Below are 12,886 nucleotides of genomic sequence, written 5' to 3' on the forward strand. Positions count from 1 at the left end.
CTCACAGATCGCGGCCTTTGTCATTGCATCCGCATCACATCAGTTGTTCAGCACCGCCCGCCCGGCCGCCTCGGCCTTGCGCTTGCGCGCCACCAGCAGCCCGGCGGCGACCACGGCAATCGACAACAAGCCGGTCGCGACGATTTCAATACGATGGTCCGGACGGATCAGCATCACCGTCAGGATGCCGACGATGAAGGCAATGGTCGCCCAGGTCAGGCCCGGGAACAGCCACATCTTGAAGGCGATCTTCTCGCCGCGCTGCATACGCTGACGACGCATGCGCAGTTGCGACACGGCGATCACCAGGTACACCAGCAAGGCAATGGCGCCGGAACTGGCCAGCAGGAACTCGAACACCTGAGCAGGTGCCAGGTAGTTGGCGATCACGGTGAGGAACGCCGCTGCAGTCGACAGCACCACTGCCACGTATGGGGTACCGCTGGAGGTGGTGCGCTGGGCCATGGCCGGCGCATCGCCACGCTTGCTCAGGGAGAAGAGCATGCGCGAGGAGGTGTACAGCGCCGAGTTCAGGCAGCTGGTCACGGCGATCAGCACGACGATGTCGACGATCAGCTTGGCGTTGGGGATGCCCATCAGGTTGAGCACGGTCTGGTACGAACCGACTTCGGCCAGGTCACTGTTGGTCCACGGCACCAGGGCCACGACCACGAAGATCGACACCAGGTAGAACAGGAAGATCCGCCAGATCACCGAGTTGGTGGCCTTGGTGATCTGCTTGCCCGGGTCTTTCGACTCGGCGGCAGCGATGGTGACGATTTCAGTACCCATGAACGAGAACATGGTGGTCAGCATCGCCGCCAGCACCGCGCCCATGCCGTTGGGCATGAAGCCCTGGGTGTCGAACAGGTGGCTGACGCCGCTGACCTGGCTGTTGGGCAGCAGGCCGAAGATCGCAGCCACACCAAGGATGATGAAGCCAATGATCGCCACTACCTTGAGCAACGCGAACCAGAACTCGAATTCACCGTAGTTCTTCACACTGAACAGGTTGGTCGCGGTCAGCAGCAAGGTGATCACCAGGGTAAACACCCAGATGCCGATATCGGGGAACCAGGCATGCAGAATGGTTGCGGCGGCGTTGGCCTCCAGCGGAATCACCAGAACCCAGAACCACCAGTACAGCCAGCCGATAGTAAAGCCGGCCCAGTGGCCGATGGCTTTGTCGGCATACGTCGAAAACGAACCGGTATCCGGCGAGGCAACGGCCATTTCGGCCAGCATGCGCATCACCAGCACCACCAGGGTCCCGGCCGCGGCATAGGCCAGCAAGACCGCAGGGCCGGCTTCGGCGATGGCGTGGCCGGAGCCGACGAACAGCCCGGCGCCGATGACACCGGCAATCGACAGCATGGTCACATGCCGCTGCTTGAGCCCCTGAGCGAGGTCATTGGAATTGTGCGTACCGCTCATAAAACTACCTTTGCGAGAAATGGCGTTTTGATCCTGCTACTCGAGTCGCGCTCTTCAAAAAGAGTGCTACATCCTGTTGCCGATCGATAACGCAATTACCGCGCCAGGCTGATGACCGTTCGTTCGAAAATTCTCACAGCCCCGTTTAACAAGGCTTACAGGTCTTTCGGCCAAGACTTGACCGAAAGACCCTGAAAAACCGGCGGAATAGACCAATTACTGAAATACCCACTTACAAATGCCCCGGGTGCACCACACTTCGTCACCGGTAACACCTCATGCACTTCCTACGACCAAAAAGGTACAACCCAAAGGTACAACCAAAGCCGTAGATAAAGGCCTGAACCTGTGCACAAGGTCAGAAACGACTTCCCAGAAACGGCCAAAACTGGCACCATCGCGCCTTTTTTCATCAAGGCTCCGGCCCTGGAAACGAGGGTAGGCGGACATCTGCGCGACAGTCCACTGCAGCGATGCGACACCCGCCCTCCCACCAACCGATTGCCTCTCCCGACGTTATTGGCTGTCTTCGGACCGCTATGCTAGCTTGGCGCCTCGCCAGGAAGGCCGCTAACAGCAGGAGCGCACCAGAACACATGAGGACCGCACATGGCTGAGGCCACGCCCGCGCTGGAAATCCGCAACCTGCACAAACGCTACGGCGACCAGGAAATCCTCAAGGGAATTTCGCTGACCGCGCGTGATGGCGACGTGATCTCGATCCTGGGATCCTCCGGCTCCGGCAAGTCCACTCTGCTGCGCTGCATCAACCTGCTGGAAAACCCGCACCAGGGCCAGATCCTGGTGGCTGGCGAAGAGCTCAGGCTCAAGGCGGCAAAAAACGGTGAACTGGTGGCCGCCGACAACAAACAGATCAATCGCCTGCGCAGCGAGATCGGCTTTGTCTTCCAGAATTTCAACCTGTGGCCGCACATGAGCATCCTCGACAACATCATCGAGGCGCCGCGCCGGGTGCTCGGCCAGAGCAAGGCCGAGGCCATCGAGCATGCCGAAGCGCTGCTGAACAAGGTTGGCATCCACAACAAGCGTCACAGCTACCCGGCCGAGCTGTCCGGTGGCCAGCAACAGCGTGCGGCCATTGCCCGCACCCTGGCAATGAAGCCCAAGGTTATCCTGTTCGACGAGCCGACCTCGGCCCTGGACCCGGAAATGGTCCAGGAAGTGCTCAACGTTATCCGTGCCCTCGCCGAAGAAGGCCGTACCATGCTACTGGTTACCCACGAAATGGGCTTTGCCCGCCAGGTGTCCAGCGAAGTCGTCTTCCTGCACCAGGGGCTGGTCGAAGAGCAAGGAACGCCGCAGCAGGTTTTCGAAAACCCGACCTCGGCGCGTTGTAAACAATTCATGTCCAGCAACCGCTAACGGAGCAACACGCATGCAGACCTATAAGAAATTCCTCCTGGCCGCTGCCGCCACGCTGGTGTTCTCGGCCAATGCCATGGCTGCCGAGAAACTGAAGATGGGCATCGAGGCGGCCTACCCGCCGTTCAACAACAAGGACGCCAGTGGCCAGGTCGTCGGTTTCGACAAAGACATCGGCGACGCCCTGTGCGCCAAGATGAAGGTCGAGTGTGAAGTGGTGGTTTCTGACTGGGACGGCATCATTCCCGCCCTGAACGCGAAGAAGTCCGACTTCATCATCTCCTCGCTGTCGATCACCGACGAGCGCAAGCAGGCGGTGGACTTCACCGACCCGTACTACTCGAACAAGCAGCAGTTCATCGCCCCGAAAAACGTCGACTTCAAGACTGATCCCAAGTCGCTCGAAGGCAAGACCCTCGGCACTCAGCGCGCTACCCAGGCAGCTATCTGGCTGGACGATAACGGCGGCATGGACAACAAGTTCAAGGTCAGCCTGTACGACACCCAGGAAAACGCCTACCTGGACCTGACCTCGGGCCGCGTCGATGCCCTGCTGGCTGACAAATACGCCAACTACGACTGGCTCAAGTCCGAAGCCGGTAAAAACTACGAGTTCAAAGGCGATCCGGTGAACGAAAGCGACAAGGTTGGTATCGCTGTACGCAAAGGTGACAACGAACTGCGCAACAAGCTCAACGCCGCCCTGAAAGAAATCGTTGCCGACGGCACCTACGAGAAGATCAACAACAAATACTTCCCGTTCAGCATCTATTGATTCGCCCCGACCGGCATTGCCCTGCAGGCAATGCCGGTCCCTTGAACAAACCTGCCCATGAATATTGATCTTTACGGATTCGGTCCGGCCCTGATGGCCGGGACGCTGATGACCGTCAAACTCGCATTGTCGGCCCTGCTCCTGGGGCTGGTACTGGGACTGCTTGGCGCCCTGGCCAAGACCTCACCCTACAAACCCCTGCAATGGCTGGGTGGTTTCTACTCCACACTGGTTCGCGGCGTGCCCGAGCTGCTCTGGGTGCTGTTGATCTACTTTGGCACCGTCAGCCTGATGAACCGGCTGGGCGAGCTTCTGAATATTCCCGGCCTTGAGCTCAATGCCTTTGCCGCAGGCGTGATTGCCCTGGGCCTGTGCTTCGGCGCCTATGCCACGGAAGTGTTCCGTGGTGCGCTGCTGGCGATCCCCAAGGGCCACCGTGAAGCCGGCCTGGCGCTGGGCCTGTCCAAGGGGCGGATCTTCTCCAGGCTGGTGCTGCCGCAAATGTGGCGCATCGCCCTGCCGGGGCTGGGCAATCTGTTCATGATCCTGATGAAAGACACCGCGCTGGTCTCGGTAATCGGCCTGGAAGAAATCATGCGTCATTCGCAAATCGCCGTGACCGTGAGCAAGCAACCCTTCACCTTCTACATGGTCGCCGCCATCATTTACCTGGGCCTTACCGTCCTGGCCATGACCGGCATGCACTTCATGGAAAAACGCGCCGGTCGCGGCTTCGCGAGGGCCAACCAATGAACTGGGAAGTCATCATCAAGTGGCTGCCACGCCTGGCCCAGGGCGCCACGCTGACGCTCGAGCTGGTCGCCATCGCGGTCATCGCCGGGCTGATCCTCGCCATTCCACTGGGTATCGCCCGCTCTTCGCGGCTCTGGTACGTACGGGCCCTGCCTTACGGCTACATTTTCTTCTTCCGCGGTACGCCGCTGCTGGTGCAGCTGTTTTTGGTGTATTACGGGCTGGCCCAGTTCGATGCCGTGCGCAACAGCGCCTTGTGGCCGTACCTGCGCGATCCGTTCTGGTGCACGGTGCTGACCATGACCCTGCACACTGCCGCCTACATCGCAGAAATCCTGCGTGGCGCGCTGCAGGCCATCCCCCGTGGCGAGATCGAAGCGGCGCGGGCCCTGGGCATGTCCCGGGCCAAGGCAATGCTCTACATCATGCTGCCGCGTGCCGCCCGCATCGGCCTGCCGGCCTACAGCAACGAAGTGATCCTGATGCTCAAGGCCAGTGCCCTGGCGAGTACCGTTACCCTGCTGGAACTGACCGGCATGGCACGGACGATCATCGCCCGGACCTACCTGCCGGTGGAGATCTTCTTCGCGGCGGGCCTGTTCTACCTGCTGATCTCCTTCTTGCTGGTGCAAGCCTTCAAGCAGCTGGAACGCTGGCTGCGCGTCGACGCCTGCCAGGGTCGATAAACCTGTATAACGGGGCTGATCTCAGCCCCGTTTTCGTATCCGCTCATGACCACTGCCCTCCCCCTCTGCGCCGACCAACTGCTCAGCCGCTTCCAGGCGCTCGACGACTTTCTGCGCGAGCATCAGGCGCTGTGGCGGCCACGGCCTTTCACCCAGTTGCAACTGCCGTGGGAAACCGAATACCGCGCCCTGGCCGACTGGTTGCGCCAGCGCTCGTTGAGCGAGGCGGAAGCGGCGCACAATCACCCCGAGCAACTCGCTGCACCGGCGCCTTTTCCCCAGCTGGCACGCCGGGCGGCAGCGCTGTCTGCCATCGGCGAGTTATCCACCGTTGCCCTGCCCGCTGCTGGCCCTCGCCTGAATGTCGACGTGCCGGGGCGCAAATGGCAGCAGATCGAAGCCTTCGCCAGCCACCTGGGTTTTATCCACAGCCCACGGCACTGGCTGGACTGGTGCGCCGGCAAAGGTCATCTGGGCCGGCGCTTGCTGCAGCCTCATAGTCAGCAACTGACCTGCCTGGAATACGACCCGGCGCTGGTCGAAGCCGGCAGCGCCCTCAGCCAGCATCACCAACTGCCCGCCGAGCACCGCCTGCAGGATGTACTGGCCGATAGCGCCGCCCAGCAATTGAGCGCCGAGCATACCGCAGTGGCCCTGCACGCCTGTGGCGACCTGCATGTACGCCTGATGCAACTGGCAAGCCTCAAGGGTTGCCGCCAACTGGCCATCGCGCCGTGCTGCTACAACCGCATCCAGGCGCCGCAGTACCAGCCGTTATCCACAGCCGCCAAGGCATCTGGCCTGCAGTTGTCGATTGATGATCTTGGCTTGCCGCTCAGCGAAACCGTTACCGCAGGTGCGCGGGTACGCCGCCAGCGTGACGAGTCCATGGCCAGGCGCCTGGGTTTTGATCTGTGGCAACGGCAGTTGCGTGGGGTAGATGAGTACCTGCCGACGCCTTCGCTGCCGGTCAGCTGGCTGCACAAGCCGTTCGCCGACTACTGCTGGGGCCTTGCCGAACTCAAGGAATTGCAGCCAGGTGCCGAGCCTGATTGGCCAGCATTGGAAGCGGCCGGCTGGCAGCGCCTGGCCCAGGTGCGCAACCTGGAATTGCTGCGCAATCTGTTCCGCCGCCCGCTGGAATTATGGCTGGTGCTGGATCGCGCACTGTTCCTGGAGGAACAGTCCTACCAGGTACAGCTCGGGGTGTTTTGTGAGCAGCCTCTCACCCCGCGCAACCTGCTGCTGTTGGCCGAACGCCGATAACGGCGCTCAGCCTGTGGATAAATCTGTGCGCAACCTTGCGCCGAACCCCAGCAAATTCGTGGATCCAAGCGCTTTCACAGGCTGGTCATTTTTTGTTCACTGATTAATCGTCAGCAAAAACAGCCATTTGCGCAAAGACCAACGGCGGGCGTTGCTCCGATGCAATGCGCACCTGTTTGGCATGCGGCTTGTGCATAAGCCTTCGCGCGAATAGCGCTAAGCAGGTTGAATCAGGCCAGTTTCAGCAGGCTCATGCCCACCAGCAACAGCGCCAGGCCCAACCAGCCGCGGCCTACCAGGCGCTGACCGAACAGTGCCCAACCCATGGCCACGGTGGCGAGGATGCCGAAGCCACCCCAGATGGCGTAAGCCAGCGACAGTTCGATATCTCGCACAGCCTGAGCCAGTGCGGTAAAGGCGGCCAGCACGCAGAGAATCGAAGCAATGCCCAGGCCGCGCTTTTTGAAACCGTCGGAATACTTGAGCAACAGGTTGGCGATCACTTCCAGCACGATCGCCAGGCCCAGCCAGGCGAAGGGAATCCAGTTCATGCTCAGCATGGCAGGGCCTCCATATTGCGCGGGGCAGGTGCGGCGCGGGTACCCGACTTGATCAGCAGGATACCGGCGATCATCACGCCCAGGCCGGCGGCCTTGAGCAGGCCCAGGCTCTCGCCCAGCCAGGTGACGCTGATCAGGGTGATCAACACGATGCCGATGCCTTCCCACAAGGCGTAGGCCACGCCCACCGGTACGCGTTTTACCGCCAGTGCCAGGAAAAAGTACGACAGGCCGATCATCAGGTACATCAACCCGTGACCAAGAATGGGGAAATGACTGGCGGCGAATTTCATCGACGCGGTGCCGATCACCTCGGCGGTGATGGCGATAAACAGATAGATCCAGGAACGCATGATGCCCTCCCACGGGCGACACAAACCGAGCGAAATCGCGCTGACGGCTACAGACAAAGAGAAGAAAAAGGCTGTTTGTCGGGGGAGGCGCTAGAGGTCGCCGGTCCAGTGACGTTCACGGGAAACCAGGCGGGAGGTGAAGAGCGGAAACGCTTTAGTGTTCAACATAATGAACAACAAATTAGCTCAAGGCATCGTTAAAGTCAAATCGATAGAAAATGACTAATTAATTTTCGCGTCTTTCAGTCCGTATTTAGGTGAAAGCCCTTAAAGGTTGCAGAAAGGTTCGTAAATTATATTACCCGACCTGATAAAGGCATCGCGGGGCAAGCCCGCTCCCACCCTGTAGGAGCGGGCTTGCCCCGCGATCCCCCGTAAGATCCCACCTCACCCTCGTGTCAAAACGCCGCACCCTCGGCAAAATCACAATTAATTATTGTAATACGATAATTTTTCACAAATAATGCACCCCGCTCAACTAGCACGGAGGGAAACCATGAACAGTAAGACAGTGGCTTACGCGAGATCGCGTCTGCGAGTGATCGGTGCATTCGCCGCGGTACTCGCCTGGGGTACAGGGATCGTCGAGTTCGGCGGCAACGTACTATTGTGGGTGTTCGAAAAAGCCCAGGTGCAAGGCGCCTACCTGCAAAGCTTCGGTGAAAACATGCCGCTGCTGCTGGCCCCGGATTACCAGCCTTCGCACCTGGCCCTGGGCCTGGTGATCGGCCTGGAACTGATCCCCGCCAGCCTCTCGGCCTTTGCCTTGTACCTGACCGGCTTGTTCTTCCTGCGCCTGTCCCGGGGTGAAACCTGGACGACGCAAAACATCAAGATGCTCTGGTGGGTGGGCTTGCTGTGCATCGGCTTGCCGATGGTCTGGCCGATGATCGGCACCTTGCAGGGCCTGGCGTTCTCCATCGACCTGCCCAAAGGCGAGAGAAGCTTCAGCGTATCGATCGGTGTATCATCCCAGGCGGTTTACGAGATCATGAAAGGCATTTTCCTCTGCGCCTTCTCACTCCTCATGCGTGACGCCAAAACCATCAGCGATGAACACAACTGTTATGTCTAGCTTGCCCCTATGCCGATAATTATTCGACTCGATGTAGTCATGGCCAAGAACAAGATCCGCTCCAAGGATCTGGCCGAGATTATCGGTATTACGGAGGCGAACCTGTCGTTGCTGAAAAACGGCAAGATCAAGGGTTTCAAGATGGAAACCCTCGAGAAGCTCTGTCGCGCGTTGAACTGCCAGCCAGGTGACCTGCTGGAGTTCAGCGAGGAATGAACAAGGAACTGGCAACTCGTGAGCAATTCACTCAAATGGCGCGCTGCGCTAGTGCTGGCCGTCGGCCTGCTCGGCGGCTGCGGCCCCAGCTATACCTATAGATACTCCCCACCGCCCAGCATGGCGGGCATGAACTGCATCAACTCCTGCTCGATGGAACGCAACCACTGCAAACAGATGGCGCGCCTGCAGGAAAACAGCGACCACGCCCTGTACCAGGCCAACTACAGAAACTACCAGCTGTGCCAGGCCGGCAAGAGCAAAAAAGAAGCGCGCAAAAGCTGCTACTACCCCAGCTACCCGTTCAACAGCGGCTCCAGCTACTCGTGCGGCAGCGACTACGACAGCTGCTACCAATCTTGCGGCGGCACCATCCAGCGCATCCTCAACAAAGACTGACGCCTCGAATAAACGGAATTGACTGTGGATATCATCAGATCCATCGCCCTGCTTGCGTGCGCGTTTTACCTCAGCGGCTGCGCCTTCATGTCCGACTGGCAAGTCCCGCCACCCCGGTCCGACTGGCAAGTGCCGCCCATGCAGATGTACGGCAACCAGAGCTTCCCCGGGCCGGACTTCAGCAGAGACCGCCACGCCATCCAGCACTACCTCGACACACACAAACACTGACACTTCGACCAAACGGAATTGCCTGTGGCCATTATCAGATCCTTCCTCCTGCTGGCGTGCGCGCTCTACCTGAGCGGCTGCACCAGCGGCGACTACACCCCGATGTCTGGCTGGGAAATCCCGCAGATGCAGATATACGGCGACAAGGGCTACACCGGCCCGGCCTACAGCTGCAAGAAAAAGCACGGCTGCCGAGAGCACTGTAAAAAGCATGATTGCCGCTACAAACCGCTGATATTCGACCCCACCAAAGCCGAACCCAGCGCCACCACAATGCACCGCGGCTGGTAACAAAACACCCCGCGATGCCCGCTGAAACCGGGTATCGCGAGGAATGTTGCAGAAGTGGTTTACAGACGCAAACTGATCGCTATAATGACGCCCCTGTGCCGGTATAGCTCAGATGGTAGAGCAACTGACTTGTAATCAGTAGGTCCCGGGTTCGATTCCTGGTGCCGGCACCATACACAGTAAAAAAAGGCTCACCGCAAGGTGGGCCTTTTTTGTTTGCGTGGGCACACCCGCCGGTTGGGAGCAGGCTTGCCCGCAATGAGCTGCCGAAGGCGGCGTCTGAATCGCAACCGCTGTGCGCTTGATCACCTCCGCTGATCGACCCAGTTTGTCACATTCGCCACTGCACCTACCCTCTAAGAATTTGGCCCGATCCGGTGTCAACGCCGATGCCCCAAGCCAGAGTCTTATTTCTGAGCAGTACAGAAATAAATAGCACCCTCAAAAAAACATAATCACTCATAGAATCGGGATTTTTCCTATGTGCAGCCAAAGCCATACGAACTAATCTCTCATTGCACCTGTTAAAAAGTGCACACTTAAATCAAATAATAAAAGGATATTCCCATGGGTATGTGGTGCTGCATGTATATCAACGAATTCAAAGTCGACCAACCCACTGACGACGAAGTAGAGTCTGTCATAGCAGAAGAAGATTTCACCCCGGAAGAGCTCTCCATACTGGCTGAGTAACGAAAATAAATGAGGCGATTTTTTCGCCTCATTTTTTGGCTTATATGGAAACTTCCTGCCTATGAAAACAATTGCCCCAGAGCGTACGTTATCACTGGACGATGCAGAAAGCGCAATCGATCAGCACTTTTCCAGCGAAGGAATTCATTTAACCCTACGCCGTTACGGTAGCCCGCTGTCCAGCACTGTTGCCACCCTTCACCTCCCCTATGACAGTAGCGGCATAGAATGTGTCGGTTGTGGCAAAGGCTATGAAGCAGAGGCTCGTGTGGGTGCGAAGTTCGAGGCTTATGAGCATTACATGGGCCCCTTTCAGCTACGAAAGCATAGCGCACTGCATTGTTTTGATTCGGTTGTTTCTCAACCGTCCTTGCAAAACATACTGCCGATGCAAATGCTTCGCCACGCCGGCGCATCACAGATGGCTGTACTTTCCTTCGAGGCGCATGAAGCCTCCGCAGGCGTTGAGTTACTCTATCCGTCATTTCTGATTAACCATCAGTATGCCAACGAGTCGCTTCCCGGCGATGATACCGACTATAGCGCTGCGCGCCGATACTCCTGCGGTACCGGTGTGGCGGCGGGTGTGGGATTTACGGAAGCGGCAATTCATGCCGCGAGCGAAGTCATAGAGCGCCATGGCATTGGGCGCTTTATTGCACAACATTTCTTTTATGATTCAAAAGAGCCGATAAGAAAGATTATTGACAATTCAATGCCAGAGCATCTGTTAAACACCTTGCGTGATGCAGAAACTGCCATAGGTGCTTCAATCGAGGTATTTGACGCTTCTAGTCAAATAGACTATCCCGTTTTTATTGCCTACTGCCCGGAGAAGACGATCGCAGATATTCATGTCGTTGGTGGCGGCTGTTCACTTTACCCGAGCCATGCCGCAGCACGTGCGATCAAGGAGCTGGTGCAGCAATACAAAGTTGCTGAAGGCGTGCAGCACGTCACACAAGAGTGGACCCGTTCAAAAAACAACCTGGGCAAAAACCCAAAGTTGCTGCGCTGCTTGCGCATGGCGTTTGGGGCCACCCAGCGTGCCAAAACAGTACCTTACCCGATGCCTCAAGACCCGGAAAAAATGCCACTGGCGCTACACTTGTCCCATTTAAAAAATGAGTGTTTTAAAGCCAATCATCCCGTTTGGCTAAAAGAACTACATTCCAGCCCCAACCAGGTTAGCCTGGCCTGTGCGGTCATGCCAAAAATGGAAAGATTTTCGATTGTCTCACTGGGCGGAAAAGTTGTGCCCTGCTATCGATACGAGTAAACAGCAAAGCCGTCGTGGCCATGATGACCTGGTCATTGTCAAACGAGCTTTAAATCTCGCCATACGCCCGGCTGACGTAACCATTGCCGTCAAAGCGTCTCTCATTATCTTTCGGAACCAGGCCTTTCATGAGCCCAGCAGAAAAAAAGAGCCCACGCGAATTACCATGCCGTGACTATTTTCTTTCTCCTTCTTTAGGTATCGCTACCCAGGCGATCCATTTAGGGCAACATGAGAATGGACTGGGTCAGTTTCCAGTTCCAGCGCTCATTTGTAACTCTGCAACACTCCTGAATTCAATTGAAGAAGGCAGAGAGATGCTAGGTAATGCAAAGCAGGAAAACTTTGCCTACCAACGTTATGCAAATCCTACCGTTTCAGTTTTAGAAGCGAAATTTCGTGCCATTGAACACTGCTCCTATAGCCTCGCGGTCAATAGCGGGATGACCGCCTGCCTGCTTGCTTTTCGCGCCCTGTTGAGCGCAGGCGATCATGTCATCGTACCCCACAGTGTATTTTACGAAATCATTGAGCAGCTTAATTATGAAGTAAACCATCGCGGGATTGAAATGTCGCTTATCGACGAATACCCGGCAGCGGCATTTGAGCGCGCGATCCAAGCCAACACGAAAATGATCTTTATCGAAGCCCCACCAACCCAGCATTTTTAGATATCAACATTCCTGACTTGGCAGAGCTTTGCAACAAGCGTGGCATTCTTCTTGTTGTTGATAACACCTTTCTTACACCTGCCTGCCAAAAGCCACTTTCCTTGGGAGCTGCAGTAACATTATATTCCATCACCAAACACATCAACGGCCACGGCGATGTGATGGGCGGCATGGTCAGTACCAATGAACCGGACCTGTTCAAGGCATTGAAGTATCACAGGGACAGTGCAGGGCTCATCGTAGATCCGTTCTCGGCCTGGCTCACTATACGAGGACTAAGGACACTGCCACTGCGATTAAAAAAACATACCGATAATGCACATGCGGTGATCGCCATGCTGCGTGAGGAGTTCCCGAAGCTGGAGTGGCGTGCAGTCTGGTCGACTAAAAGTGCGCAAACCAACGGCATTTCTCCGTCATTGCATACAGGCCTTATCGCCATTGTTTTTCCATCGCGAGAAACGGCTACAAGCTTTGTTCGTCATCTGCAGCTTATCCGAATAGGTACAACCTTCGGCAATATTGAGTCCTTATGTTATCACTACGGTAGTTTTAGCAGGGAGGGCAGCACCGACCTGGAAAAAATAGGCGTGCCGGACGGCTTGGTGCGAATCTCTGTTGGCCTGGAAGATAGCGATGATATTAATGCAGACATCCGACGTGCACTGCGCCTTGCAATGCAAAGCAAAACCACTGCGCGAAGGTGAAGCGCAAGTCCGTCAGCAGTCGAGTATGAGATTCTGCCAAGCCTCCACCTTGTAATCCTCTCCCCCATCCGTTATAGCTAAAAAGGCATCCATAACCAAAAAGAGGCAGAATCA

General features: G+C 57.1%; 14 protein-coding genes, 1 tRNA gene and 1 pseudogene. 13 read left to right on the plus strand and 3 right to left on the minus strand.

From position 1 onward, the window contains the following. Positions 1–39 precede the first annotated feature (39 nt). A complete protein-coding gene (gene gabP / locus LOY54_RS25670; protein WP_258595238.1) occupies positions 40–1,434 on the minus strand; it encodes a GABA permease in 1,395 nt (464 codons plus the stop codon). A 609-nt stretch (positions 1,435–2,043) separates the two neighbouring features. Here gabP and LOY54_RS25675 point away from each other — a divergent pair. The 5 genes from LOY54_RS25675 to LOY54_RS25695 are packed head-to-tail and all read left to right on the plus strand — an operon-like array spanning position 2,044 to position 6,297. Beyond that, complete coding sequence (locus tag LOY54_RS25675) at positions 2,044–2,817, plus strand: ABC transporter ATP-binding protein (RefSeq protein ID WP_038998282.1); 774 nt, start codon at positions 2,044–2,046, stop codon at positions 2,815–2,817. A gap of 13 nt (positions 2,818–2,830) precedes the next feature. After that, entirely contained in the window at positions 2,831–3,592 is a 762-nt protein-coding gene (locus tag LOY54_RS25680; RefSeq protein ID WP_123565278.1) for an ABC transporter substrate-binding protein, read from the plus strand. Positions 3,593–3,649: 57 nt separating this feature from the next. After that, the gene (locus LOY54_RS25685; RefSeq protein ID WP_045202307.1) at positions 3,650–4,345 is read left to right on the plus strand and encodes an ABC transporter permease; all 696 of its coding nucleotides are present in this window, start codon (positions 3,650–3,652) and stop codon (positions 4,343–4,345) included. Next, complete coding sequence (locus tag LOY54_RS25690; RefSeq protein WP_093378590.1) at positions 4,342–5,031, plus strand: ABC transporter permease; 690 nt, start codon at positions 4,342–4,344, stop codon at positions 5,029–5,031. The genes LOY54_RS25685 and LOY54_RS25690 overlap by 4 nt, the downstream gene beginning before the upstream one ends. Before the next feature lie 45 nt (positions 5,032–5,076). Next, a complete protein-coding gene (locus LOY54_RS25695; RefSeq protein WP_258608444.1) occupies positions 5,077–6,297 on the plus strand; it encodes an SAM-dependent methyltransferase in 1,221 nt (406 codons plus the stop codon). A 230-nt stretch (positions 6,298–6,527) separates the two neighbouring features. On the opposite strand, the gene mdtI is transcribed toward LOY54_RS25695, so the two are convergent. Next, complete coding sequence (gene mdtI, locus LOY54_RS25700; protein WP_038998274.1) at positions 6,528–6,857, minus strand: multidrug/spermidine efflux SMR transporter subunit MdtI; 330 nt, start codon at positions 6,855–6,857, stop codon at positions 6,528–6,530. Beyond that, entirely contained in the window at positions 6,851–7,210 is a 360-nt protein-coding gene (locus LOY54_RS25705) for a multidrug/spermidine efflux SMR transporter subunit MdtJ (RefSeq protein WP_038998273.1), read from the minus strand. Before LOY54_RS25705 ends, mdtI begins: the two co-directional genes overlap by 7 nt. A gap of 496 nt (positions 7,211–7,706) precedes the next feature. Here LOY54_RS25705 and LOY54_RS25710 point away from each other — a divergent pair, with 496 nt between their 5' ends. The 8 genes and pseudogenes from LOY54_RS25710 (at position 7,707) to LOY54_RS25745 (ending at position 12,772) form a co-directional block, all read left to right on the plus strand. Then, on the plus strand, positions 7,707–8,285 hold the full coding sequence (locus LOY54_RS25710; RefSeq protein WP_010221300.1) for a hypothetical protein: 579 nt from the start codon (positions 7,707–7,709) through the stop codon (positions 8,283–8,285). Positions 8,286–8,294: 9 nt separating this feature from the next. Next, positions 8,295–8,501 (plus strand): helix-turn-helix transcriptional regulator, encoded by a 207-nt coding sequence (locus LOY54_RS25715; RefSeq protein ID WP_010221299.1) that lies wholly within the window; start codon positions 8,295–8,297, stop codon positions 8,499–8,501. Between the two features lie 18 nt (positions 8,502–8,519). Further along, positions 8,520–8,900 carry a hypothetical protein gene (locus tag LOY54_RS25720; protein ID WP_093378578.1) on the plus strand — a complete coding sequence of 127 codons (381 nt, stop codon included), beginning with the start codon at positions 8,520–8,522 and terminating at the stop codon, positions 8,898–8,900. Between the two features lie 24 nt (positions 8,901–8,924). Then, positions 8,925–9,131, plus strand: a complete 207-nt coding sequence (locus LOY54_RS25725; RefSeq protein ID WP_123565275.1) for a hypothetical protein — start codon at positions 8,925–8,927, stop codon at positions 9,129–9,131. 24 nt (positions 9,132–9,155) lie between these two features. Further along, a complete protein-coding gene (locus tag LOY54_RS25730) occupies positions 9,156–9,422 on the plus strand; it encodes a hypothetical protein (protein ID WP_093378572.1) in 267 nt (88 codons plus the stop codon). Positions 9,423–9,519: 97 nt separating this feature from the next. After that, positions 9,520–9,595 (plus strand) — tRNA-Thr (locus LOY54_RS25735). 581 nt (positions 9,596–10,176) lie between these two features. Continuing rightward, complete coding sequence (locus LOY54_RS25740; protein ID WP_258608449.1) at positions 10,177–11,394, plus strand: YcaO-like family protein; 1,218 nt, start codon at positions 10,177–10,179, stop codon at positions 11,392–11,394. 128 nt (positions 11,395–11,522) lie between these two features. After that, positions 11,523–12,772: pseudogene (locus tag LOY54_RS25745) on the plus strand (trans-sulfuration enzyme family protein). Positions 12,773–12,886: the final 114 nt, after the last annotated feature.

The organism is Pseudomonas sp. B21-032, assembly GCF_024748965.1.
In the GTDB taxonomy this organism is placed as follows: Bacteria; Pseudomonadota; Gammaproteobacteria; order Pseudomonadales; family Pseudomonadaceae; genus Aquipseudomonas.